Source organism: Colwellia sp. D2M02, assembly GCF_018860755.1.
In the GTDB taxonomy this organism is placed as follows: Bacteria; Pseudomonadota; Gammaproteobacteria; order Enterobacterales; family Alteromonadaceae; genus Colwellia; species Colwellia asteriadis.
The window spans coordinates 27,125-50,898 of the sequence record NZ_JAHKPW010000040.1; the positions used below are offsets into that span (position 1 = coordinate 27,125).

General features: G+C 37.7%; 23 protein-coding genes and 1 pseudogene. 14 read left to right on the forward strand and 10 right to left on the reverse strand.

Features of this window, described 5'->3' with window-relative positions; all coding sequences use genetic code 11:
- Positions 1-49 precede the first annotated feature (49 nt).
- On the reverse strand, positions 50-1,645 hold the full coding sequence (gene murJ, locus KO495_RS06140; protein ID WP_215979520.1) for a murein biosynthesis integral membrane protein MurJ: 1,596 nt from the start codon (positions 1,643-1,645) through the stop codon (positions 50-52).
- A 292-nt stretch (positions 1,646-1,937) separates the two neighbouring features.
- On the opposite strand from murJ, the gene rpsT reads away from it, so the two are divergent.
- From rpsT to KO495_RS06160, 4 genes are all read left to right on the forward strand, one after another.
- Positions 1,938-2,198, forward strand: coding sequence for a 30S ribosomal protein S20 (rpsT, locus tag KO495_RS06145; RefSeq protein ID WP_215979521.1), 261 nt, complete (start codon positions 1,938-1,940; stop codon positions 2,196-2,198).
- Positions 2,199-2,383: 185 nt separating this feature from the next.
- Positions 2,384-4,069, forward strand: a complete 1,686-nt coding sequence (locus KO495_RS06150) for a Zn-dependent hydrolase (protein ID WP_215979522.1) — start codon at positions 2,384-2,386, stop codon at positions 4,067-4,069.
- 438 nt (positions 4,070-4,507) lie between these two features.
- On the forward strand, positions 4,508-6,802 hold the full coding sequence (locus KO495_RS06155) for a S8 family serine peptidase (RefSeq protein WP_215979523.1): 2,295 nt from the start codon (positions 4,508-4,510) through the stop codon (positions 6,800-6,802).
- Between the two features lie 7 nt (positions 6,803-6,809).
- Complete coding sequence (locus KO495_RS06160) at positions 6,810-7,346, forward strand: hypothetical protein (protein ID WP_215979524.1); 537 nt, start codon at positions 6,810-6,812, stop codon at positions 7,344-7,346.
- A 123-nt stretch (positions 7,347-7,469) separates the two neighbouring features.
- Here KO495_RS06160 and KO495_RS06165 read toward each other — a convergent pair whose 3' ends face one another.
- Both KO495_RS06165 and KO495_RS06170 read right to left on the reverse strand, forming a co-directional pair.
- Entirely contained in the window at positions 7,470-8,657 is a 1,188-nt protein-coding gene (locus KO495_RS06165) for a hypothetical protein (protein WP_215979525.1), read from the reverse strand.
- A gap of 228 nt (positions 8,658-8,885) precedes the next feature.
- On the reverse strand, positions 8,886-9,311 hold the full coding sequence (locus KO495_RS06170; RefSeq protein ID WP_215979526.1) for a DUF3010 family protein: 426 nt from the start codon (positions 9,309-9,311) through the stop codon (positions 8,886-8,888).
- A 130-nt stretch (positions 9,312-9,441) separates the two neighbouring features.
- On the opposite strand from KO495_RS06170, the gene KO495_RS06175 reads away from it, so the two are divergent.
- Positions 9,442-10,167 (forward strand): SDR family oxidoreductase, encoded by a 726-nt coding sequence (locus KO495_RS06175; RefSeq protein ID WP_215979527.1) that lies wholly within the window; start codon positions 9,442-9,444, stop codon positions 10,165-10,167.
- Positions 10,168-10,235: 68 nt separating this feature from the next.
- Positions 10,236-11,132, forward strand: a complete 897-nt coding sequence (locus KO495_RS06180) for an amidohydrolase family protein (RefSeq protein WP_215979528.1) — start codon at positions 10,236-10,238, stop codon at positions 11,130-11,132.
- 9 nt (positions 11,133-11,141) lie between these two features.
- Here KO495_RS06180 and KO495_RS06185 read toward each other — a convergent pair whose 3' ends face one another.
- The 3 genes from KO495_RS06185 to KO495_RS06195 all read right to left on the reverse strand — a co-directional run bounded on the left by KO495_RS06185 (position 11,142) and on the right by KO495_RS06195 (position 13,475).
- On the reverse strand, positions 11,142-12,317 hold the full coding sequence (locus KO495_RS06185) for a mandelate racemase/muconate lactonizing enzyme family protein (RefSeq protein ID WP_215979529.1): 1,176 nt from the start codon (positions 12,315-12,317) through the stop codon (positions 11,142-11,144).
- 136 nt (positions 12,318-12,453) lie between these two features.
- On the reverse strand, positions 12,454-13,224 hold the full coding sequence (locus tag KO495_RS06190) for a class II aldolase/adducin family protein (RefSeq protein WP_215979530.1): 771 nt from the start codon (positions 13,222-13,224) through the stop codon (positions 12,454-12,456).
- Positions 13,225-13,301: 77 nt separating this feature from the next.
- Entirely contained in the window at positions 13,302-13,475 is a 174-nt protein-coding gene (locus tag KO495_RS06195; RefSeq protein WP_215979531.1) for a hypothetical protein, read from the reverse strand.
- A gap of 97 nt (positions 13,476-13,572) precedes the next feature.
- On the opposite strand from KO495_RS06195, the gene KO495_RS06200 reads away from it, so the two are divergent.
- From KO495_RS06200 to KO495_RS06210, 3 genes are all read left to right on the forward strand, one after another.
- Positions 13,573-14,799, forward strand: coding sequence for a threonine/serine exporter family protein (locus tag KO495_RS06200; RefSeq protein ID WP_215979532.1), 1,227 nt, complete (start codon positions 13,573-13,575; stop codon positions 14,797-14,799).
- A 194-nt stretch (positions 14,800-14,993) separates the two neighbouring features.
- Positions 14,994-15,866 carry a hypothetical protein gene (locus KO495_RS06205; protein ID WP_252738832.1) on the forward strand — a complete coding sequence of 291 codons (873 nt, stop codon included), beginning with the start codon at positions 14,994-14,996 and terminating at the stop codon, positions 15,864-15,866.
- 324 nt (positions 15,867-16,190) lie between these two features.
- Entirely contained in the window at positions 16,191-16,385 is a 195-nt protein-coding gene (locus KO495_RS06210) for a (2Fe-2S)-binding protein (protein WP_215979533.1), read from the forward strand.
- Between the two features lie 12 nt (positions 16,386-16,397).
- On the opposite strand, the gene bfr (KO495_RS06215) is transcribed toward KO495_RS06210, so the two are convergent.
- Together bfr (KO495_RS06215) and bfr (KO495_RS06220) are read right to left on the reverse strand one after the other, a co-directional pair.
- Positions 16,398-16,871, reverse strand: coding sequence for a bacterioferritin (gene bfr, locus KO495_RS06215; RefSeq protein ID WP_215979534.1), 474 nt, complete (start codon positions 16,869-16,871; stop codon positions 16,398-16,400).
- Between the two features lie 12 nt (positions 16,872-16,883).
- Positions 16,884-17,369, reverse strand: coding sequence for a bacterioferritin (gene bfr, locus KO495_RS06220; RefSeq protein ID WP_215979535.1), 486 nt, complete (start codon positions 17,367-17,369; stop codon positions 16,884-16,886).
- 207 nt (positions 17,370-17,576) lie between these two features.
- On the opposite strand from bfr (KO495_RS06220), the pseudogene KO495_RS17505 reads away from it, so the two are divergent.
- The 5 genes and pseudogenes from KO495_RS17505 to KO495_RS06240 all read left to right on the forward strand — a co-directional run.
- A pseudogene (locus tag KO495_RS17505) lies at positions 17,577-17,773 on the forward strand (hypothetical protein); the annotation flags it as partial.
- Between the two features lie 248 nt (positions 17,774-18,021).
- Entirely contained in the window at positions 18,022-18,855 is an 834-nt protein-coding gene (locus tag KO495_RS06225) for an ABC transporter ATP-binding protein (RefSeq protein ID WP_215979536.1), read from the forward strand.
- Positions 18,848-19,831, forward strand: coding sequence for an iron ABC transporter permease (locus KO495_RS06230; RefSeq protein ID WP_215979537.1), 984 nt, complete (start codon positions 18,848-18,850; stop codon positions 19,829-19,831). Before KO495_RS06225 ends, KO495_RS06230 begins: the two co-directional genes overlap by 8 nt.
- Positions 19,832-19,878: 47 nt before the next feature.
- Positions 19,879-20,466, forward strand: coding sequence for a cob(I)yrinic acid a,c-diamide adenosyltransferase (gene cobO / locus KO495_RS06235; RefSeq protein WP_215979538.1), 588 nt, complete (start codon positions 19,879-19,881; stop codon positions 20,464-20,466).
- 40 nt (positions 20,467-20,506) lie between these two features.
- Positions 20,507-21,355: a cobalamin-binding protein gene (locus KO495_RS06240; RefSeq protein ID WP_252738833.1), complete on the forward strand. Its 849-nt coding sequence runs from the start codon at positions 20,507-20,509 to the stop codon at positions 21,353-21,355.
- Positions 21,356-21,443: 88 nt separating this feature from the next.
- Here KO495_RS06240 and KO495_RS06245 read toward each other — a convergent pair whose 3' ends face one another.
- The gene (locus KO495_RS06245; protein WP_215979539.1) at positions 21,444-21,839 is read right to left on the reverse strand and encodes a response regulator; all 396 of its coding nucleotides are present in this window, start codon (positions 21,837-21,839) and stop codon (positions 21,444-21,446) included.
- An 83-nt stretch (positions 21,840-21,922) separates the two neighbouring features.
- Positions 21,923-23,668: a pseudouridine synthase gene (locus KO495_RS06250; protein WP_215979540.1), complete on the reverse strand. Its 1,746-nt coding sequence runs from the start codon at positions 23,666-23,668 to the stop codon at positions 21,923-21,925.
- Positions 23,669-23,774 lie beyond the last annotated feature (106 nt).

The window sequence follows — 23,774 nt, forward strand, 5'->3', positions numbered from 1 at the left end:
CAGCGAGTTTGAATAATCAGTACCTTGAGTGTTTTATTTCAACATAATTTTACTGGTTACTCACCTTGAAATCATTCATTCGCACTCCAAGTAATGTAATAGCAGCAAGATAACTTAACGCTCCAGCAACAATACATAAGGTAACCTGTTGAAGTCGTTCAGCAAATGTCATAGCAACCCACACATCAAAATCACCAGAAAGCTGAGCAACCACTAAGGCCATAACTCCAGCACTGAGTACTAATTTACCAATAAATACTAATGTTTTATTTGATAGCTGATAAACCCCTTGCGCCTTTAACCCGCGATACAGTAAATAAGCATTTAAAGTTGCCGATAACGTAGTTGCTAACGCTAAACCAACAAAACCTAAAAATGGCGCTAACATCAAATTAAAAAACATATTAGCGACCATAGCAATAATCCCTATTTTAACGGGTGTTTTTGTATCTTGTCTTGCGTAAAACCCCGGTGCTAAAATTTTAATAAACATAAAACTAAGCAAGCCTGAAAGGTAAGCAAAAAGTGCCATAGAGACTTGTAAAACATCAGTTTGCGTGAATTCTCCGCGCATAAACAGTAGCATAATAATAGGCTGAGCCAATATCATAAGCCCTGCAAAGGCTGGCCAGCCAAATAGGCAAATAATTTTAATTCCCCAATCGAGCGTGGCGGTAAATTCTTTCGGGCTATTATTACTATGTAATTTAGCTAAACTCGGCAAAATTACCGTTGCAATACCAATTCCAAAAAGCCCTAAAGGAAACTCCAACATCCGATCAGCATAATAAAGCCAACTAATAGAGCCAAAGGCTAAAAAACTGGCAATCAATGTATCAAACAATAAATTAATCTGTGTTACCGACACTCCAAATAAGGCAGGAATAATTAGCTTGCGAATTTTTTGTACGCCTTCACTTTGCCAAGCCCATTTAGGTTTAACCAACATCCCCGCTTTATAGAGAAATGGCAGTTGAAATAAAAACTGTATCAAACCACCTAAAAAAACGCCCCACGCTAAAGCGTGTGCAGGACTTTGTGTATATGGCGAACCATAGATGGCCATAAGAATAATGGCTATATTGAGCAATACTGGCGTAAAAGCGGCAACAGCAAACTTGCCCATTGTATTTAGTACCGCGCCGGCAAGTGCGGTAAAACTAATAAACCAAAGATAAGGAAAAGTAATCTTTAATAAGCTTGCCGCAAGGTCAAATCGCTCGCCACCGGGGGCATCATTAAACCACTCGATAAACCAGCCAAAGCCAAATAACATCACAATAAGTGGCGATGCCAACATACCAAATAAAGTCACCCAAGTAACAATAACGCCTAAAGTGCCTGATACTTGCGCAATCAATAAGCGGGTTTTTTCATGCTGATTTTCCGTTCCAGTGAGCTTAGCATTTTCTTCATCTTTTACTTGATATTCACTTAATACCGGGACAAATGCTTGGGCAAAAGCTCCTTCGGCAAAAAGTCGGCGTAAAAAGTTTGGGATTTTATTGGCGAATAAAAAAACATCAGATACCGCACCTGCCCCCATAAAATTTGCAATAACAACATCACGAACAAGACCAAGTACACGCGATATCAATGTCATCAGACTTACAATTAGCCCTGATCTGATCAGCTTTTTACTCAAAAAACACCCCGAGAAATGAAACAACGTAAAATATGTGCCCTAACACGCTAAGCGCTGCCAAGCACAATTAAAAATAATCACTATTATGTGATGATTTTACCTATTTAAACAATGTATACTTACGACTGTTCACAACAATGTACCCTGAATAATTTTCAGGCATAATTAATATTATTTTTTTAATTGCCCATTTTTTTATAAGAGCGTAATTAAAAATTTGACAATCGGCTCAAAAACAGGCATATTCTCTCGCCTTAAATTTAAGCTTATAATCATTCTTTAGGAGTTCACCTTGGCTAACTCAAAGCAAGCTAAGAAGCGCGCAACACAATCTGAAAAGCGCCGTCAACATAATGCAAGTCGTCGTTCAATGATGCGTACTTTAGTTAAAAAAGTAATCGCTGCAATTGAAGCTGGTGACAAAGAAGTAGCAACAAAAGAACTTGCTGCTGCAACACCAATTTTAGATCGTTACGCATCTAAAGGTCTTATCCATAAAAACAAAGCTGCTCGTAGTAAGAGCCGTTTAAACGCAGCAATTAAAGCACTTTAATTACTGTTGTTTTTAGGAAACCTTTAAAAAGCCGGCTTATGCCGGTTTTTTTATATCTCAAAATTAGTTCTCCGACTTTTATTACGCTTACAATAAGTTTACAGCCTACTTTCTCTTATTAGGTAGTTGCACTTAAATACATTTTTTCTTAACCTCACTACAAACGTTTATTACTGGACTTTGCTATGAAAACCAACTCTTTCTCTAAAATTGCTACGGCTATATTTATAAGCTGTATTGCATTAACTGCTTGTAACTCTGATGATTCAGCAGCTGAAAACTCATTAACACAACAAAATACAGCTTCAGTTACCTTATTAGCTGGCTTTAAAAATCGTCTCGATATTTATAAAGAAGTTACTTTAACTGCTGACTTAGAACATTTATCAAGCAACCAAAAGAAAATGCTGTCGTTATTAATAGATGCTTCTAAAATAATGGATGATTTATTTTGGCAACAAGCCTTTACGCAAGATAAAGCCACATTTCTTGCTAGTATCAATGATGAAAAAGTAAGACGTTTTGCCGAAATAAATTATGGCCCTTGGGATAGACTTGATGGTGATAAAGTATTTCTTAGCCAATACACTCCCAAAAATCATGGTGCAGAGTTTTATCCTGCCGATATCACTAAGGCTGAGTTTGAACAAGCCGCAATAGAAGATAAAAAAGGACTCTATTCTATTATCCATAGAGACGAACAAGGAGCATTAAGTACTATCGCCTACTCTGAGGTTTATCATGAACAGCTAACCCGTGCTGCAGTGATACTAAAGGAAGCAGCAAAATATGCTGACGATAAAGAGTTTGCTAATTACTTAACATTACGCGCACAAGCCCTACTTAGTGATGAATACCAAGTATCAGATTTTGCTTGGATGGATATGAAAAATAACTTAATTGATGTAGTTATTGGCCCAATAGAAAGTTATGAAGATCAACTTTATGGCTATCGTGCAGCTTTTGAGTCATATGTATTAATTAAAGATACGGCTTGGAGTAAAAAGCTCGAGAAATATGCGGAGTATTTACCTGAATTACAAAAAGGTTTACCTGTAGCTCAAAAATACAAAGCCGAAGTACCAGGCTCAGATGCTGACCTTAATGCTTACGATGTTGTTTATTATGCTGGCCACTCAAACGCTGGTGGTAAAACCATTGCAATTAACTTACCTAATGATGAGGAAGTACAGTTAAAAAAAGGTACACGACGTCTACAGTTAAAAAACGCTATGCAAGCAAAGTTTGACGCTATTATGCTGCCTATAGCACAAACGCTTATTGTGCCCGAGCAGCGCAACAATGTTACTTTTACGGGCTTTTTCGCCAACACCATGTTTCACGAAGTTGCCCATGGTTTAGGCATTAAAAACACCATTAATGATAAAGGCCCTGTAAGACAAGCACTGCAAGAGCACGCTTCAGCACTTGAAGAAGGCAAAGCTGATATTCTTGGTTTATATATGATTAAGCAGCTGTTAGAGAAAGGCGTAATTACTGAAGGTAAGTTAGAAGAATATTACACGACCTTTATGGCGGGGATCTTCCGTTCAATTCGTTTTGGCGCAACCTCCGCTCACGGTAAAGCAAACATGGTGCGCTTTAATTATTTTCAAGAGCAAGGCGCATTTAGCCGAAATGAGCAAGGCTTATATAGTGTCAATATGGACAAAATGACAAGCGCGATCAACTCGTTATCTGAGCTTATTTTGACGTTACAAGGTAATGGCGATTATCAAGGTGTTGACGCATTAGTTAAAAAAAGTGGCAATATTGGTGAAGTGTTAGCTGCTGATTTAGCGCGTTTAGAAACGGGTAACATACCTGTAGACATTACCTTCAAGCAAGGCAAAGACGTTTTAGGGTTATAATTACGCTGTTTATTCTATCAAAGCACTTACTCTGTAAAAAAATCATAGATAAGTGCTTTATTCTTATTTTAATAGCCCGCCTTACACTAACTTCTCTGATTTACCTTTCCCCTTTATTGTGTTTTTTTTAAACTATTGGCTTTTTAAGTGAATAATTTGGAGATATACCTAAAGCGATTTTCCTTTAAAAACGTGGAGGTAATTAAATAAATATTTTGCCTAAATTAGCAGCACACTAAATTTCCATACAAACAGATCCTACCCTAATACATTGAAAAAAAAGGCTATTTAAATATATTTTTCATCTGACGTTTCCCGTAAAACCTGTAGGTGTAAATATTATGTTGCACAAATGAAATGTAGATGTAAGACCAGTGTTGTCTATGTTTTACAATTCACTTATATTCAATCCAAGCAAACATAAGCAACAGGAAGAATATGAATAAGAATAATCTCAAGTTATCACTATTATCGACCGCGATATTATTAACATTAGCGGGTTGTGGCGGTAGCGATTCAAAAACAGTTAATAAATCACCGATCGCTAAAAGCATCACTATAGAAAATGCAAAACAATGGCTGCCGGTTACTGGTACCATAAAAGTTGCCAATGCTGATGTAAGTTCATTAAAAATTACCATTATGGATAATGGACAAAAAGTTACAGGGGATAATGGCGTATACCATCTAAGTCACGGCATTCTAGAGTTAACTGGCTTAAAATTTAGCTATATATCGCTCACTGGCGAAGATAAAAAAATTAGCTATACCGCTTCTGCAAATGGTAAGTCTAGCTCAGCAAGTATTGATATTACAGGTGTTACCGGTGACCCTCTTATTAATCAACAATGGCACTTAAGAAATACTGGTCAAAAAGCCTATGCATTAAGTGATGAAATGAAAGCAGGCTTGATTTCATTATATGTAAACAATTTTGGTTGGCCAGAAGAAGCCGCTAATGAGCGTATTAGTGAGATATTCGCTATTGAAGAAGCTAAGCTAATTGCTGGTGAAGATATCAATGTTGTTGGCGCTTACAGTCAAGGGGTTACTGGTGAAGGTGTTGTTGCAGTAGTTGTAGACTCAGGTTTAGAAATTCGCCATGAAGATTTAGAGCCTAATGTTTTGCCAAATCGTTCTCTTAACTTAAACCTTGTCGCTGCTGATAAGACAGATCCAACTCCCACAGCAATTACTGGTGATCACGGTACAAGTGTTGCTGGGTTAATCGCTGCAAAAGGCTGGAATGACTTAGGTGGACAAGGCGTATCACCAGATACTAATCTAATTGGTATGAACTATTTAGGCACAGATAAAGTTCCTCAAAAAGACTATTTAATTCATGGTTTTCCAGGTAGTGGTATCTCTAAAAGCGAACCTATCGCAGTATTTAACCGTAGCTATGGTTTAGGCGAGGTCTCGACGCATTTTGGCTACTCTGAGTTAGATGAAGCTATTGAGTCTTACCCTAGCTTAGTTTTACGTAATGCTAAAGGGGCGCTAAATATTAAATCAAGCGGCAACTCTTTTGAAGGAGGTGGCTGGGATGGCTCATTATGTGCTGATAACGGTGCCCATGAGTTAGGCTTAACTTGTTACAACGCTGCATATGAGTCAAGTCAAGTACATCCATATTATTTAAGTGTCGGCGCAGTCAACACAGATGGTAAGCACACGAGTTATTCAACGGCTGGAGCAAACCTTTTTGTTGCCGCTCCTGCAGGTGAGTATGGACGTAATGCACCAGCAATGGTTACCACAGACCAAATGACTTGTTTGAGTGGTTACTCTGGTTTTACCGGCCGCGGGATTACAGGATGGGCTGAAGCCTATGGGGAAGATTTTGCTAAATCTCAATTCCCATTTAACTTCCCAGGTCATGATGACAATGTATCTTGTAACTACACTTCAACATTTAATGGTACCTCATCTGCAGCACCTAATGCATCTGGCGTTATATCATTGATATTATCAGCTAATCCAGAGCTTACATGGCGTGATGTCCGTCATATTTTAGCTTCAACAAGTACTAAAAATGATCCTGATAATGCAGCAGTTACTTTCAAAGTTGGCGATACAGACTTTGTCGCTCACCAAGGTTGGATAGAAAACGCTGCTGGTTTTAACTTCAACAACTTATACGGGTTTGGCCGTGTCAACGCTGGTGAAGCGGTGAAAATGGCTAAAGCTTACACTCAAGATTTAGGCGAACAAGTTATTACTGATTGGCTTGGTGCAGGCTCTACAGCTGGTGAACCAGCATTAATGAGTGAAATCCCTGATAATAACGCAGAAGGTTTAACTTATACTGTTGAAGTCAGTGAAGATCTAAACTTAGAAGCTATGCAATTTAAGTTTAATGTCAGCAATATCGAAATGGGCTTTGGTTTTGAAGATGGTACTCAAACTACCGCTGGCACCGATTTAGCCATTGAAGTAACTTCGCCTTCGGGTACAAAGAGTATGTTATTGTCTTCTAAACAAGCACTCACTGTACCTGCTAATGCCGACGGTTGGCAAGTAGGTTACATTTTAAAAGACGGCGTATTCCTATCTAATGCATTTTACGGAGAATCAAGTAAAGGCCAGTGGAGTATTCGCTTAATTGACACTAGTGGTGCAAGCTATGCCACAACAGATGGCGGTATTCTTGAACTTACTGGCTATACTAACAACGCTGTAAACAGTGTTTTAGAAGGTGTTTCTCTTAGAGCATTTGGACACGAGAAGTAGGAAAATTATGATGAAATTAAATAAAATAGTAGTTCTTGCTACCAGTGTATTATTATCAACCAACGTAATGGCTCAACAAAGTCAGCTAGTTGAATTACCTAAAGCAGAGAAAGTTTCCACGAAATTTTCTCTCGATAAAACCGATTTTGGTACTTATATTATCGAAAGAGATTTAGCGTATTTACCCACTGCGATTGCTGATGTTGATGCGGTTATTGGCACAAAAGGCGCGATGTCACTGGTTAAAACTAACCAACCTATTAAGCACATCACTAAAGGAACATTAGTTAGAAATACTTTAACAAACGAGCTGGCCGCGTTATCTGGCAATATATCAGTGTTACTTAAAGAAGGAGTTTCAGCTGAACAACTAAGTGCTGAAACAGGCTTAGCAGTAGTTTCGGTTTACGAGGGTACTAAAATAGCGGTATTCAAAGTAACTGGTCAGCAAGACATAATCGCTGCCCGTAAACAACTCGAAGAGTCAGGCTTTACCAAAGTTGTTAAAATTGAAGTATTAGACTCAATACATGTAGCTCACTAACTCAGTTGCTATAATGTAATGACTAACAATAAAATGGCGCATTAATATGCGCCATTTTTATATCTACTGAACCGTTCATTAAGTCAAGCTGTTAATTTTATTATCTAGTTACATTAATTTCGATTAGTGTTCGCTCATACTAAGATTTAAGTTAAGGCTGTAAAGTTTGTATTTATATTGCTTTCTCTGGGCTATTTCGTAGGTCCACTCAAGCGCATTAATCAGCATTTTTTTGGCTAATCTTACCTGTCCATTTTCTTTATAAATTTTATACAATTCAATATAAGGCTCATTCAAATAGGGGGCTTTTTCGATAACTTTTTGATAATAACGACTCGCCTTAGGAATTTCATTATTCATTTGGGCAACATACGCTTGCTCGAGCCATATGTAAGGGTTGGGGTCATCTACAAAGTCTAATTTGTCTTCTAACACTTTCGCTTCACTATGCCTCTGCTCAGTTTGCAGCAATACAACATAATTACTCATGAGAGCTAAACTTGAAGGCTCTATTTCTAAACCCGCTTTATAGATTCCCTCGGCTGAGGTTACATCACCAGAACGACGGTGTATAACAGCTAATAAGTTGATCACCGATGCATTGCTTTTATCAAACTGATAAGCTTTTTCAGCTAAATAAAAAGCCTTATTAAAGTCATCTTCAATAAGTGCATTACTAGCAAGGTTTTTATAATACATAGCGCTGAAGGAGTCTCTAGAAACTTTTTTTCCTCGACGATTATCACTACTTGGAAAGTAGTCAATAATTATGCCCGGAGTGCCAAAATAAAACCTGTCTGCATCAGGAGTAAAGTCTTCTTCATGTAGTAAAGTTTGGACGTGAGAGGATGATAACAGTAAATTATTCTGCTTATCAAAAACAGGTAATGTATTTACTTCCCTATATGAAAACTCTAACCCAACAACTTGCGCAAAAGCACCGGTTAACACAGCCAAGCTCATGCAGTTCCCCTTATTTAATCGCATCGCTGCCTCTGCGGGGTAAGTATCACCATAATACGTAAAGTTTGCTAGTTTAGAGGTTAGTAAATCATTTAAGGCAATATGCTTAGGTGTACCTTTAGCAACGGCTTTATTAATTAACACCTGCACTTCTTGCTGTTGTACTGGGGTTAAATAAAATATGTCTTCTTCAAGCTTGTCTTTATATATTTCTGAGTTAAACAAAGCATAATTTAAAGGAAGATTAATAATTTTAAGCTTAGCATGTCCTTTATCCGTTATACTCGAACAAGCAAAAAGCTGAGTAATCAAAGCTAGCAGCCATATCCCTTTTAATAGCTTTTTCATGAAAATCCTTCTATTGCTTTCTATCTTTTGATTTAAGTCGAAGTTATCCTAAAAACACCTTAGCTCAAATAGCTTTCGATTTCATCTACTAATTTAAAGTACAACCTTGAAGTATGCTTGTAAATACGCTTGATTAACGCATGAAAAACGAAAAGCGGAGTCAGCATAAACAAAAAAGCCGAAAGTAAATACTTCCGGCTTTTAAAGAGTGGCGCACTTGTTAAAAAGCTATTTGCTTTCTAAATAAGAAAAAACCGTTTCAAATGCTTGTTCTTGATACTGCTTTAAACCGGTATCACGAAAATCAATATCAATTTGGCTTTTCGTTAACTCTTTTTTAATAAATGATGCCGACAAAATGTTTACTTGTAACTCACTAATCAGTTGGATTGCCGCTTCAAGTTTAAAACCAACAGGCCCACCGGAAAATTTTCCTTTTAATGCACGCCCTTTAATAAGTACATCAGTTACCTGGTAATCTTCCATCAACTTTGCAAACGTGAATTGAAACTTCTGCATTTGCTCAGCATCACCAGCATCATCAAGGTGAATTTTTTGTACGCGCGTATGAGGAATATCATACAAATTATTTTCTTTTGTCATAATACAAATAACTGCATCATTACCCTTTAATTCAACACCACATGCTCTCATGAAAAAACCTCTTTAAACTAATTACCACTATTATACACGCAAACCTAGAAAAGAAGACAATGGAAGTTAATTAGTCTTGCGCGTATCATAGGCAATGATAAGAATTGATAAAATAATTAAGTGAAGAATAATGACCAAAGTATGTGTAATTACAGGCGGTAGCTCAGGTATTGGCTTGAGCATAGTAAAATTATTTATTGAAAATAATTACCGCGTATTTAACTTAGACCTGACCCCGTCGTCAACTGGCGACTTTTGCCAATGCGATGTCACTGATGTCACGCAAGTACGCAACATAATTGCTCATATTGCCAGTGAGCATACCATTGATGTATTAGTTTCTAATGCTGGTATTCACTTTTCAGCTAATATAGAAAATACCTCAGAAGAAGCATTAGAAAAAGTATTTAACATAAATGTTAAGGGCGCTTATGCAGCAATAAAGTCTGTATTACCTCATATGAAAACACAGCACAGTGGCAGTATTATTTTAATGGCCTCAGATCAAGCACTTATTGCTAAACACAACTCTTTTGCTTATAACCTATCAAAAGCAGCGCTAGCTTCAATAGCTAAAACAACAGCCCTTGATTACGCAGGCTTTAACATTCGCGCCAATGCTGTATGCCCAGGCACCATTGAAACCCCTTTATATCATAATGCCATTAATAACTATTGCGATAAATCTGGAGCAGACAAAACCCAAGTACATGCCGAAGAAGCGGCACTACAACCACTGAACCGTTTAGGGCAACCTGAAGAAGTAGCAGAGCTCGTATTATTTTTAGCCTCTGATAACGCTAAATTTATTACCGGTAGTTTGCAGGTAATTGACGGTGGTTATACCGCTCAGTAACCCCGAACTAATATGAAGTGCGTTATAAATAACTTAATACGTGAGAAGCTAGGTAATTTCCTCTAACAATGAAAATATTCGACCCACATATACATTTATTTGACTTAACTCAAGGTGATTACCATTGGCTGAAAAGCCAAAACCCTCCATTTTGGTCCGACAAAGCGCTTATCAACAATAGCTTTTCAGAACAAAGTTTAGTGCTGCAGCCGCCCTTAACGTTAGCTGGCTTTGTGCATATTGAAGCTGGCTTTAATAATGATGAGCCTTGGCAAGAAATCAATTACTTAGAGCAAAGCTGTAATAAACCGTTTGCCAGTGTCGCTAACATTGATTTACTAGCAACATCAGAGCGCTTCATCGAAACATTAAATAAGCTTATCTCTTATCAATCGCTCGTTGGAGTTCGACATATTTTAGACGAGCAAGCTCATGCTATTTTGACCAATGAACAGGCGTTAATAAATTTTAAAAACTTAAATAAATACGCACTGATTTTTGAAGTGCAGTTACCGCTCGCCGATACAAACAAGGCAACACGCGAAGCACTAGTAAAGGTTATTCACGATAATCCAAATACCCAGTTCGTTATTAATCATAGTGGCTTTCCGCCCATGGATATATCATCAAAGCATTGGCAACAGTGGCTTGAAAATCTAGCCTCGCTAGCTGAATTGACGAACACAGTAATAAAATGTTCAGGTTGGGAGATGTGTAGTAGAAATTACAATGAGCAATGGCTTAGTCAATGTTTAGAAGGTGTAGTTGATATATTTGGCATTAAGCGCGTAATGTTAGCCAGTAATTTTCCGCTATGTTTATTTAGTCAGCAAAGTTATCACGATTATTGGCACACTATAGCCAACAGTACTTTTATCAGTCTTTGCAGCACACAACAAAAAAACGCATTGCTTTGTGGCAATGCGCTTAAATGGTATAAAGTAAAAAATAATGAATGCTGTTAACGTATTAGCTTACTTAATAGTAACGTGCGGCGAACGCTTAACTACGTCATCATTTAATTCAATACCAATCCCAGGTACTTCAGTAACTTGGAAAAATCCATCAACCGGTTGTGGATCTTGTATACATAACTCTCGGTTCCAGTCTTTAATTGCATAAGTATGATGTTCATGAATTAAGAAGTTAGGGATCGCAGTTTCTAAATGAAGCGAGGCTGCGGTTGCTACAGGCCCACCACAGACATGGGCTTGAATACGAATATCATATACATCAGCATAATCGCATACTTTTTTGGCTTCGGTAAAACCACCACATAAACCAACATCAGGTTGTAATACATCAATACTTTGATCTTCAAAATAAGGACGTACATCCCAGCGGTGATATAATCGTTCACCGCCAGCAATAGGTACATTAACGTTATCTGATACTTTCTTATGTACTGCTGGGTTTAAGTAATTAACTGGCTCTTCATACATCATACAGTCAACTTCTTCGACTATTTTGCCCATTTGTATTGCTGAGGCTGCGCCCATTAATGAATGTGATTCAAAAATAATATCAACATCACTACCAACAGCATCGCGAATAGCACGTAGTCGGTCACCAAATAAACGTAATTGTGGACGGGTAAATAACTTAGTTCTGTCGAACGATGAACTACCGTCTAGGTTATAAACAATAGGGTCTACTTTCACCGCATCATAACCTTGAGCCACGGCTTTTAATGCTGCCTCGGCATATTCTGCAGGCTCAATAAGTTTTTTAATGTCGCTGTCCCAGTCAAACTGTAACTGACTTGCATAAGTGCGTAGTTTATCATTCACTTTACCGCCAAGTAATTGGTAAACAGGTACGCCTAACGCTTTACCTTTAATATCCCAAAGGGCGGTATCAATAGCGCTCATGGCTGAGTACAGTACAGGACCGCCACCTAGACCCCAAAAGCTCTCACGTAACATACGTGACCATAACAGTTCGGTATTAAAAGGGTTAAAACCAATAAGTACCGCTTCAGCGATTTCTTTAATCATTGCCGCAGCGGCACTGTGACCCCAGTCGTACGCTAGCCCAGCCTCACCCACACCGCTAATACCTTCATCGGTATGAATACGAATAAAAACAGGGTTCCAAGCGGTACGCTTAGGGCAATGAATATCAAATACTTCAACATGGGTAATTTTCATTTTATTCTCGGTCGTTATGTACATTATTAAGTTATCAGGCAGAGACTAACCAACGCTCTGCATAACCATTAATGTCGGTGTAAAAGTGAATATAAAAGCATAGTAATACTAATTAAAAATTATGACTTACTGTGCTTTACGTGGCAAAGTTAGGATCATTTCGATAAACGCGACGCACCATGGCTGGCCATGCCTTTTGTCCGCCAGTTTCACCGCTATGAACAATATTGGCTTGCGCTTTAATCCCATCAATAATGCTTTGTGGCGCATAAATAGGCTTCATACCCGTTGCCATAACTTGTAACTGAACTTGGCAAGCACGGGTTAAGTCGTACATATGCATAAATGCATCACCAATAGTTTTCCCCATGGTAAGTGCGCCATGGTTACGCAGTAACATAAAGTTTTTATCGCCTAGGTCTTGTTGCAAGCGTAACCTTTCGTCATCGTTTACTGCTAACCCTTCGTAATCGTGATAACTCATTGAGGCCAATGCAAACATTGAATATTGGCTTAAAGGTAATAAACCTTCAGCTAAACTGGCAACAGCAATGGTTTCATTGGTATGTACGTGTAAAGCACAAATATCATCATGACGCACTTCATGCACGGCACTATGAATAGTGAAGCCCGCAGGGTTGATGGTAAACGGCGAGTCTTTATCGATCACATTACCTGCCATATCAATTTTGACTAAATTGGAGGCGGTGATTTCCTCAAATGCCATACCAAAAGCATTAATCAATACATGCTCAGTATTAGGTATACGCACAGAAATATGGGTATGAATAAGATCGTCCCACCCATGCATTTGCAATAAACGGTAGCATGCAGCTAAATCAACACGTAACTGCCATTCTTGTTCTGATACTTTATTTTTTAAGTTTACTATTGGCAAATCATGCACGGTATCAAGCCTTTAAATTATATAAGCGTCGTTATTTTCTAATTTTACCTGATTGCTATAAATCAATAAAGTTGACTTTAGAACATCGCCTTAATTAACCCAGCAGTTAACGAAATAAAGACTAAAATCACTAAAATTTTTCCGTATTTACTTTGTTGCTTTTCATCAATAGGACTACCGAAACGCTCACCTAAAATCACCATTAGCGCCACAGCCCCAAAGACACAAGCTAGTATTATTAATAACGTCATTTATATTTCCTTTTCATCATAAAATAAGTTTTTTATATCGTGATTTTGTAAAATCGATTACCATAGCACACAGTACCAGCAATTGCTCTTTACTCCTATGTCACAAATAGATGATTTCCACCAAAAACGCCGTTTTATCATTCGCTTAGGGAAAGCGTTACATAAGTTAGGCTCCACCGCCTACCGTTTAGAAGATAACCTATTATCGATAGCACACTTTCTTGATATTCGTGCGTCGTTTATTATCACCCCGACGGCATTGACCTTTATTTTATCTGATGAGGAAGATGTTCAGCAGTATAATCACTTAATACGCGTTAAACCTGGCGATGTAGATTTAGGTTCATTAGCACGTATTGATGAACTCGTTGATGAACTCGTCAATGGTGAACGAACTTTAGATGAAGCAATTGAACGATTAGATGAAATAAAAGATAAACCTGCTCCTTATGGTACGTTATTAACCTTTGTTGCTTTTGGCGCTTCTAGTGGCGCTTTTGCTATGCTAATGCATACTAGCTGGCACGATGTTTTTTGGGCTACGTTGCTCGGTTGGCTTATTTTTGGGTTTGTATTGTGGGCCGAACGTTCACGTAGAATGACCGAATTACTTGAGCCACTATCAGCATTAGTCGCGGCACTGTTAGCCTCGCTCATTTCTATTTATGATCCTACGATAAATATCCCTATGGTTATTCTATCAACCATTATTGTTTTTATCCCTGGGCTATCACTTACTGTTGGACTCTCTGAATTAGCAGCTCGGCACTTAATGTCGGGTACTGCACGTATAATGGATGGCGCGATGATGCTATTCAAACTTTATTTTGGCGCAGTCTTAGGTATGGCATTAGGTAAAGTACTATGGGGAGAAGCTGTTTTTGTTCAGCCAGAAACACTACCTGTTTGGACTTCGTGGTTAGCGGTAACAACATTGTGTAGCTGCTTAGTTATTTTATTTAGAGTGCGAATAAAAGATGCGCCTTGGGGGATTATCTCAGGTTATATTGCCTTTGGTGGGAGTATATGGGCCAGTGAATATTTAGGTGTCGCTTTAGGGGCTTTTGTTGGTGCTTTTGCTTTAGGTTTATACAGTAATTTGTTTTCACGTATTATGAACTTACCATCAAGTATAGTACGCCTACTTGGCTTGGTTGTACTGGTACCGGGCTCTAAAGTTTACATTGGTTTAAATAGCGCTGTTTCTGGTCAACACATGCTTAATGTGCCGGATTTAGGCTCGCAAACATTTTTAATCTTTATGTCATTAGTTGCTGGAATTATTTTTTCTAACGCGGTTATTCCCCACAGAAAAACTTTATAACCGTTCAAAACGTCAGCAATTACTTAGTGTTTGTTATTAATATTATAAATAACAAACACTAACAAATACTCCTCTATTACCCCTTCGGCTCAGTAAGATGTCCCCCTTTTTCTTTCTAAATACAATTCGAGTTAAACTAAAAATATTTAACCTTTAGGCTATACTTGATACAGAGTCCTCTGAAAGATAGCCGTATGTCTACTAAAATGTTGTTACTGCTAGTCTCATTTAACTTCTATGCTTATGCTACTAGCCCTCCCATTATTAATATCACCATTGAAGCTGATATATACGACTATACACAGGAAATATTAGCGGGTAAGTCCCCTTTAGAAATAGATGACTTTTCTGGCGAGCATGCACAACGTGATGTAATTGAAGTTATTTTAGTGCAACAAGCTTTGGCGTTAGGTGGAATTGAGCTTAACTTCCAGTTTACCACTGGCCATTATGATTCAAGAAACATAAGACTATTGCAACAAGGGTTGCTATTAATTAACTTTGATTCTATGTGGCTTTCTTCTGTTGAAAGGCTTCAAGAAGATATATATATCTCCGATCCCTTAATACGTAAAGGGGAGTACTGGGCAGGGTTATATACGTCAGTAGAAAAAGTAAACACCTTAAAAATAAACTCATTAGCTGACTTACAACAGTTAACTATAACGTCAAATAAACATTGGCCCGTAGATTGGGAAACGCTATCAAAAATAAAACCTAAAAAGCTTATTCACCAAGAAGAGTGGGTCTCTATGGCAAAACTGGTAAGTTTAGGCTGGATTGATATCATGCTAGCCCCTTTTACTCATAGTAAACCTTTTAGCTATCAGGGTGAGCAGTACAAAATAATGGCAATAGAAGGAGTGAAAATAGCTTTAAATGACAGTAGACATATTATTGTTTCTAAAAAGCACCCTTATGGAGAAAGAACGTTTAATGCCCTACAGAAAGGTTTAAAAATCTTACGAAAACGCGGCACAATAACCAAAGCTTATCAACAATCAGGCTTTTTTAATGAGCAGGTTAAAAATTGGCATATCATTAATGCTGAGATGCTAAATGACTGAATAAAGATCTAACGAGTAAAATTAACTTATGTGTAATCCATAAAATATAACGTTCAGCCAATGCCTCCTGTTAAGACTTCCTGTTAATTCTTGGTTATTACTCACTCATTAATTAATTAAATTTTTTAATTGAATCTAAAAACTAGATTTTAATAAAAAACGATTTAATACAACAATTTGAAATAAAAACATTCCCAGTACAGCAAAGACGCAATACCTCAACATAGTAACACCAACAAAAACCTTATTGATAACAATTACCATTAAGGTTATTATGTAGTTCTATTAATTACACAATTGTAAGCAATCAACGACCTATAAATTATGTATATCTGTATTTGTCATGGTGTTACTGATACACAAATAGAAGCAGCCATTGAGAATGGCTCTACAACCTTACAACAGCTCAATAAAGAGCTAAAGGTTGGATCTCAATGCGGAAAATGCTGTCAGTGCACAAAACGCGTATTGAATAAAAAGTTAAACCAAATAGCAGTGCAAGAATTGCAAGTGGCGTAAGTCAGCTAATGTTTAATCAGCCTTCATCATTGACTGTAAATAGTTTTCTATACCCGCATTATCAATAATATATTGCTGTGCCTCAATCCAGTCGATTTGCTCTTCAACCTTTTCTAATAAGTCCTCCCCTAAATCACGACTAATATAGTCTTGGGCTTTTTCACTTTCGCTAATAAGCAGTTGCAATGATTCCCTAGAAACATATTCTAAATCCATATTAGCTTGCAACATTTCACTGGTGTGCTCACCAATACGTAAGCGACCTAAATCTTGTAAATTAGGTAACCCTTCTAGAAATAATATTCTTTCAATCAAATCATCTGCTTGTTTCATTTTTTCAATAGAGATTTTATAGTCTGCTTTATTAAGCCCGTTAAGCCCCCAATTTTTATACATTCTAGCGTGTAAAAAATATTGATTAATGGCTATTAATTCAATGCCTAACGCCTTATTGAGTAAGGCTATAATACGAGTATTACCTTTCATATTTTAACTCCTTTAACCTGGTAAGTGACTACCCATATAAGATTGAATATAATTTTGTAAGCCAATTTTATCGATTAAGCCAAGTTGCTTCTCTAACCAATAAACATGGTCCTCTTCGGTATCTACCAGTAACTTTTCTAGCATTTCCCGACTTTGATAATCTCCTTCACTTTCACATAAACTAATACAATCTTTTAGCGCTGAAACCACTTCCATTTCTAAGATTAAATCGTTCTTCAGCATTGAAGGTACGTCATTACCAATAATTAAATCGCGTCTGTCTTTTAGATTAGGCGTGCCTTCTAAAAATAATATGCGTTTTATTAGCGCATCCGCATGGGTAATTTCTTCTTGCATTTCATGATCTAACTGATCAAATAGCTTATCTAAGCCCCAGTCTTGATACATACGTGAATGAATAAAATATTGATCTATTGCTGCTAACTCATTATGTAACAGCGCATTCAAGCTCGAAATCACTTTGCTATTGCCTTTCATGTCCCTCTCCAAAAATTTAAAAGTAAACACTTTAAGGCTAGTTGATAAACAATTATTTTTCGAATAAAAAAACAACAAAAACTTAATTAACCTTCTATTTTATAAGTGAAAATTATTACTATTAAGATTATTAATATACTCGGGCTGTTGATCTTTCACGGTTAAATTTTGTTCGTTCTAAAAGGACTTTAATCGCGGCGAGTAGCGTGTAGCCTAGTCACTCTAAGCAAATACTGCTCAACAAAGCGTAAAACGCTTTTAGCCGACCCCTTCGGCAGCGTTTGTTAGTCATTTTTACAGCGTTATCGCCTTTTTAGTTAACGCTACATGACAAAGGCTCTGCTTTGTATAAATACCTAACAATTCGCTGCAAAAATAATCTCGAAAGAGCAACAGCCCCTAATAAAATAAAACTATTTCACTTCAATCGACATAAGCCTGTAAGTCGCTACTTACCAGTCAAAGATTGTCAGTATCTAACATTAAGGATACAATTGACGTGAATATACCCTTGCTCTTAGCGAAGATGGGCGAAGCCATCACTGTACCCGCAACTGTGAATGATTTTTGAGCGAAGAAGCTTCATGATCAAAGTCAGATAGCTAAGCAAACAACATTATCATTATTACCGTGCGGGAAAACACGAGCGCCTATGTCAGCACTACTCAATGTCAGCCAATTAAACTGGCGCACTAGCCATACTTGTATTTTGCAAGATATTTCCTTAACGATTACCAAAGGCGAAGTCATTGGTATTATTGGTCCAAATGGTGCTGGCAAAACAAGTTTATTACGCTGTTTAATCAACCAGAATAATATACTCACAAAAAGTGGCTTGTCAGGCTCCGTACACTTAAAGAATAAAAATATTATTAACTACTCCACTAAAGAGTTAGCGCAACACTTTGCTTTGGTGATGCAAAAACCTGACCCTATCTTTGCCTTATCTGTACAAGATGTATTAAAAATGGGTTTGTTACCTCATAAATCGATTTTTTCATTAGAGAGCGATCACGACCGCGGAAAAATTAATAACGCGTTAAGCAAAGTTGGTTTACTCCATATGCTAAACAACAATTTTGCAACGCTATCAGGGGGGGAGCAACAAAGAGTATTAATAGCCCGCGCCTTAGTGCAATCGCCACAAATTCTGATATTAGATGAGCCAACTAACCATTTAGATGCATTCTATCAACATCAGTTATTACATCTGATCAGCAAACTTAATATCACAGTCATTATGACAGTACACGACCTTAATTTGGCCAGTAGCTATTGTCAGCGATTATTACTCCTTAACAAAGGGAAACTCATTAGTGATGGCACACCCGAGCAAGTTTTAACCGAGACACAATTGCACAATGCCTTTGGCTTACCATGCCAGCAAAAAGTCAATGAAATTACCGGCTCTACTCAGGTTTCTTTTTACTTACCTGAAACTCAACATGCCAACAATACCAGTACGGTGAATACTCACCATGAATAAAGTTATTTTATTAGTCACACTATTTTTTTTGATGTTAATTTCTGGTTTTATCGCGCTTTCTTTTGGGCCTGCAAATATTACGTCAGCACAGCTGATGAGTTGCTTTATTGATACATGCCACAACAAGGTTATTGATGTTGTTGTTTGGCAGGTACGTACGCCTAGAATATTAGTGGCTATGGCCGCTGGTATGGGATTAGCTATTGCGGGGGCTATTTTACAAAACACCACCCGAAACCCGCTCGCCGACCCATACCTTTTTGGTATTGTTTCAGGAGCTGGACTTGGTGCAACCATCGCTAATATCACTTTGGCTGACAACCTAACAGTTGCCCTGCCCTTAGCAGCATTTTTAGGCGCCCTGTTCTCCGTCGTGATTGTGTTATTTATTGCTAAGTTACTACAGCGTATGGAGCAACTTTTACTTGCTGGCGTGGCAGTTTCATTTATGCTTGCCTCTATTACACAATTCATTCTTTACTTTGGTGAGCCTTACGCCACCAATCGCGTTATATTCTGGATGATGGGCAGTTTATCGCGTGTTGAGATGAGTAATTTTTACGTGATTTCCAGCATATTACTCATCGCCTTATTTACGATTTTAATATTACATAGACAAATAGATGCACTATTACTTGGCGATGAAAGTGCGGCAAGCTTAGGGGTTAATGTTGATAAATTACGACTATTAATGCTTGGCATTTGCGCTGCTCTTACCGCTACTATTGTCGCTTATTGTGGCGGCATTGGCTTTGTTGGCCTGATGATTCCTCACATTGTGCGGCAAATAGTTGGCGTCACCACCCTTAAACTCATTTTAGGCAGTGCATTAATTGGCGCTATATTTTTAATATGGGTTGATGTTATCGCGCGCTCAGCATTAGCCAACGCAGAAATTCCTATTGGTATTATTACCTCAGCCTTAGGTAGTATATTTTTCTTATTTATTATGTACCGCACCCGTATCGCTACTTAATATAGGAATTAGGTAACTATAAACATAACTTATTAAAGAGATGAAAAATGACAGATAACCATAAACAACGCATGCAAAAATTAAAAGATAAAGTTGATGAGCGTATAGAAAGTGCCACTGAAGAGCGCGGCTTACTAATTGTTATAACTGGCAACGGTAAAGGAAAAAGCACCTCCGGGTTTGGCACAGTAGCGCGCGCTGTTGGGCACGGATTAAATGCTGCAGTAGTACAGTTTATTAAAGGAACTTGGGCCTGCGGCGAACGACAGTTACTCGAAAATGCGGGCGTTACATTTGAAGTAATGGGAACGGGTTTTACATGGAATACGCAAGATAAAGAAAAAGACACTATAGCTGCACAAAAATCATGGAGTAAAACCAAAGACTTATTACAAGATAAGAGTATTGACGTAGTACTACTTGACGAGCTGACTTATATGGTTGCTTATAAGTATATTGAATTAACTGATGTAATCAGTGCACTAAAGAACAGACCTATAAATCAACATGTTATTATTACAGGTCGTGGTTGTCATCGCGAATTGATTGAATTAGCCGATACCGTAAGTGAAGTGCAATCAGTTAAACATGCCTTTGATAATGGTGTCAAAGCGCAAAAAGGGATTGATTGGTAATGCAAGTATCTCTGCAATACATTCTTATTGAGAAAATAATATGAACATAAAACCTATCCGATTGCTTACCGCTTTATTACTGAGTGTTTTATTATCCTTAAACAGCTACGCGAACGATAACACTAAAAAACCTAGCATCATTGCCCTTTCACCACACATTGTTGAAATGCTCTATGATGTTGGTGCTGGCGAGCAAATTATAGGTACCACCGCACATGCAGACTACCCCGAACAAGCAAAAAAGATTCCTCGTATTGGTAATTACATTCGTTTGCAAATAGAGCGAGTAATTGAGCTACAACCCGACTTAATCATAGCTTGGAAAAGTGGTAACCCGAGTGATGATTTAGCTCGATTAGAGCAACTTGGCTTTACTATTGTTTACTCTCAACCTCACTCTTTTCAAGATATAGCGACAGAAATGCGCTATTTTGCCGAAATTACTGGCCATAAAGCGCAAGGTGAACGCATTACTGCTGCATTTGAAGATAAATTGACGAACATCATTAGTAGCTATAAAAATAAAACACCAATTATTGGCTTTTATGAGCTCTGGTCAAGACCTCTAACAACCGTTGCCCAAAATAGCTGGCCACAGCAGTTTATGGATATTTGTAAAGTAGAAAATCCCTTTAAGCAGGTTACAACACCTTACCCACAAGTAAATATTGAACAAGTTATCCCAATGTCAGTACAACTCATTATTCAACCACGCTCGGCTAGTCAAAGTGACTTAGAAGGCTTTAATTGGCCCAATTGGCAGGTAATACCTGCGGTAGCCAATAATAAAATAATTAAACCTGATGCCGACGGTTTACATAGAATGACTTTAAGAAGCTTAACTGCACTACAGAGCTTATGTGCTGAAGTCGATTTAATAAGGCAGTAATGCCGTTGCTTGAAATACGCTTTACTACCGGTACATCAGTCTTATCTAATAAGTCCTGATTTGTTTAATTGTTTAATTGTTTAATTAATCACTCAACATTATCTACGATACCCGAGAGATAACTTTTACTGATCATTTTAAGTTGTCTCTCTAATGTTTTTAAGTTGAATGGTTTCATCATAAAACCTGTCACCTTCAGTGCAATAAGCTTCATAATAACCTCTTTATCATCTTCACAAGAAACCATTAAAACCGGCAAGCTTTTCAAGGAGTCATCCCCTCTTATTTTCTTAAGAAGCTGCTGACCATTAGGGTTGGGCATATGTAAATCTGTAATTAATAAGTCATAATTTTTCTCTCGAAGCATTTTGAGTGCTAATGCTCCCCCGCCAGCCTCGTCATTATCATGATACCCTAAGTTTTTGAGCATATGTATTAACACCATACGCATAGACGGCGTATCATCAACAATTAAAATTTTCATCGGTAAAGTCCTTTACATACTTGAACTAATTAATTGTAGTGTAAAACGATTATTTAGCCTAAAAACTTACCTTTCAATACAACTTAAAACTCCGCATTAACTTGAAACGTTAGCCTTACATCCGTTTTAGGGTGATTCAGTATTAAAGTATCTGCATGTAAATGAAGACGGCTTGCCTTATGACCATATAAATCATCACCAAGAATTGGCATATTCAATCCTAATTTATGCGCACAATGTACTCTAAGCTGATGAGTTCGTCCTGTTTTAGGGTGTAAATATACACGCGTATACTCAGCCTGTTCTGTTGCCAAATGCCAAGTAGTTTCAGCATTTTTTCCGTTATCGAAACAAACAATTTGTTTTGGGCGATCATCAAAGTCCCCTGCTAACGGCAAAGTAATTATACCGCCTACTTTCGCTTGCTTAAGCTCTAATTCAGCAAATCCCCCTTCCAACAAGGCGACGTAACGCTTTTCTACTGTGCGCTTAATAAACTGTTGTTGCAAGTTTTTATGAGCGTCTTTTGTTAACGCTATTACCATTAAGCCCGAGGTGGACATATCAAGACGATGAACAATTAACGGGCCTGTTGCGCTAGGAAACAGCGCCTGCATACGATGAAAAACACTGTCTTGTATTGTTTTACCTGGCACTGATAAAAACTCACTCGGTTTGTTGATAATAGCCATAGTTTCATCTTGATAAACAATATCAACCACCTTATCTTCGCCTACATTATTTAGTAAGGGATTTTCATCAACATCCATACCACTTAACATGTGCGTTAAAATAGGCTGGCATTTACCAATACACGCAGTGTAAAAGTTTTTATGCTGTTTCATTTCAGACTTTGGTGACTCGCCCCACCAAAACTCAGCCATTGCCAACGGTTTCATCCCTTGTTTAAATGCATATTGCAATAACTTAGGTGCGGCACAATCGCCAGAGCCTGCTGGAGGCACACCATATTTATCGTGAAATGCCGTATTTTCAAAAATATCAATTAAGTTTTTTTCAATACCTGCAATATTTAAAAAACGATACTGCTGAAAAAGCTGCTGCTGCAATGCAGCCGAGAGCATTTTTCGTTTACTTTTACGTGATGAAATTGCATTAAGCAGTGCGTTAAGTTCGTTTTGTAAAGTGCTATTTTTTTGCTGCCAAGCTAGCTTCAAGTACTTTAACTGGTTTTTATAATCAACACTTTCCTTAGCTAACTTATCTTGCAGCCTAGCTAATTCTGTCGCGGTTATTTCATTATTTGCTAAAGCCACCTGCGCTGATTTTCGCTGTGTTTTACGTATTTTACGCTGTTGTGTCATTAACTGTTGTAATTCACCAACTTCTTGCTCTTCTGCCTGATAATTTTCAGCTAACGTACTCTGATATTTTGCAATATTAGGGTTAGCCGCCAAGGTAGTTATTTCATCATTAAGCCGATTGATAACCTCTTGTTCTCGTAAAAAATGACTTTCGCCTTCAGGTACTGAAAATTCTAGTTCTGCGTCCCAAGTTGCCGCACTATCAAACACTGGTGGCACAAAGCCAGGTAACACACTACTATCAGCTAACTTGCCAGAGAAAGCCGATAAATAACCTAACTCGCCTTGTGGGCTTTTAACTAATAACACGCCAAACATTTTCCCGCTTTGTTTAAAGCTGTGCTGCCAGTCAGTCTGGTTTTGAATATGTTGTTGCAGCTGCTCACAGGCAACTAAACATAAAGGGTGCGGCTGATAATAAAAAGGAAATGTAAAGCGCTCAGGGAGCGTATATTCATCAACTGACTGAGTAAAAGGTGTAAAGCAATGATCTTGAGGCTGCATAAGGTAATCTATTTCAACTATAAACCGCGTTTGATGTTAATTTTACCTTTTCAATACAAAGATAGCACTAGGGGCTGTTGATCTTTTGCGGTTAAATTTTGTTCGA

What these genes read in the sequence shown, in the direction of transcription:
- KO495_RS06150 (WP_215979522.1), top strand. Translation starts at nt 2,384, where the DNA reads ATGAAAACCAACTCTTTCTCTAAAATTGCTACGGCTATATTTATAAGC.
- KO495_RS06155 (WP_215979523.1), top strand. Translation starts at nt 4,508, where the DNA reads ATGAATAAGAATAATCTCAAGTTATCACTATTATCGACCGCGATATTA.
- KO495_RS06160 (WP_215979524.1), top strand. Translation starts at nt 6,810, where the DNA reads ATGATGAAATTAAATAAAATAGTAGTTCTTGCTACCAGTGTATTATTA.
- KO495_RS06165 (WP_215979525.1), bottom strand. Translation starts at nt 8,657, where the DNA reads ATGAAAAAGCTATTAAAAGGGATATGGCTGCTAGCTTTGATTACTCAG.
- KO495_RS06170 (WP_215979526.1), bottom strand. Translation starts at nt 9,311, where the DNA reads ATGAGAGCATGTGGTGTTGAATTAAAGGGTAATGATGCAGTTATTTGT.
- KO495_RS06175 (WP_215979527.1), top strand. Translation starts at nt 9,442, where the DNA reads ATGACCAAAGTATGTGTAATTACAGGCGGTAGCTCAGGTATTGGCTTG.
- KO495_RS06180 (WP_215979528.1), top strand. Translation starts at nt 10,236, where the DNA reads ATGAAAATATTCGACCCACATATACATTTATTTGACTTAACTCAAGGT.
- KO495_RS06185 (WP_215979529.1), bottom strand. Translation starts at nt 12,317, where the DNA reads ATGAAAATTACCCATGTTGAAGTATTTGATATTCATTGCCCTAAGCGT.
- KO495_RS06195 (WP_215979531.1), bottom strand. Translation starts at nt 13,475, where the DNA reads ATGACGTTATTAATAATACTAGCTTGTGTCTTTGGGGCTGTGGCGCTA.
- KO495_RS06200 (WP_215979532.1), top strand. Translation starts at nt 13,573, where the DNA reads ATGTCACAAATAGATGATTTCCACCAAAAACGCCGTTTTATCATTCGC.
- KO495_RS06205 (WP_252738832.1), top strand. Translation starts at nt 14,994, where the DNA reads ATGTCTACTAAAATGTTGTTACTGCTAGTCTCATTTAACTTCTATGCT.
- KO495_RS06210 (WP_215979533.1), top strand. Translation starts at nt 16,191, where the DNA reads ATGTATATCTGTATTTGTCATGGTGTTACTGATACACAAATAGAAGCA.
- bfr (WP_215979534.1), bottom strand. Translation starts at nt 16,871, where the DNA reads ATGAAAGGTAATACTCGTATTATAGCCTTACTCAATAAGGCGTTAGGC.
- bfr (WP_215979535.1), bottom strand. Translation starts at nt 17,369, where the DNA reads ATGAAAGGCAATAGCAAAGTGATTTCGAGCTTGAATGCGCTGTTACAT.
- KO495_RS06225 (WP_215979536.1), top strand. Translation starts at nt 18,022, where the DNA reads ATGTCAGCACTACTCAATGTCAGCCAATTAAACTGGCGCACTAGCCAT.
- KO495_RS06230 (WP_215979537.1), top strand. Translation starts at nt 18,848, where the DNA reads ATGAATAAAGTTATTTTATTAGTCACACTATTTTTTTTGATGTTAATT.
- cobO (WP_215979538.1), top strand. Translation starts at nt 19,879, where the DNA reads ATGACAGATAACCATAAACAACGCATGCAAAAATTAAAAGATAAAGTT.
- KO495_RS06240 (WP_252738833.1), top strand. Translation starts at nt 20,507, where the DNA reads ATGAACATAAAACCTATCCGATTGCTTACCGCTTTATTACTGAGTGTT.
- KO495_RS06245 (WP_215979539.1), bottom strand. Translation starts at nt 21,839, where the DNA reads ATGAAAATTTTAATTGTTGATGATACGCCGTCTATGCGTATGGTGTTA.
- KO495_RS06250 (WP_215979540.1), bottom strand. Translation starts at nt 23,668, where the DNA reads ATGCAGCCTCAAGATCATTGCTTTACACCTTTTACTCAGTCAGTTGAT.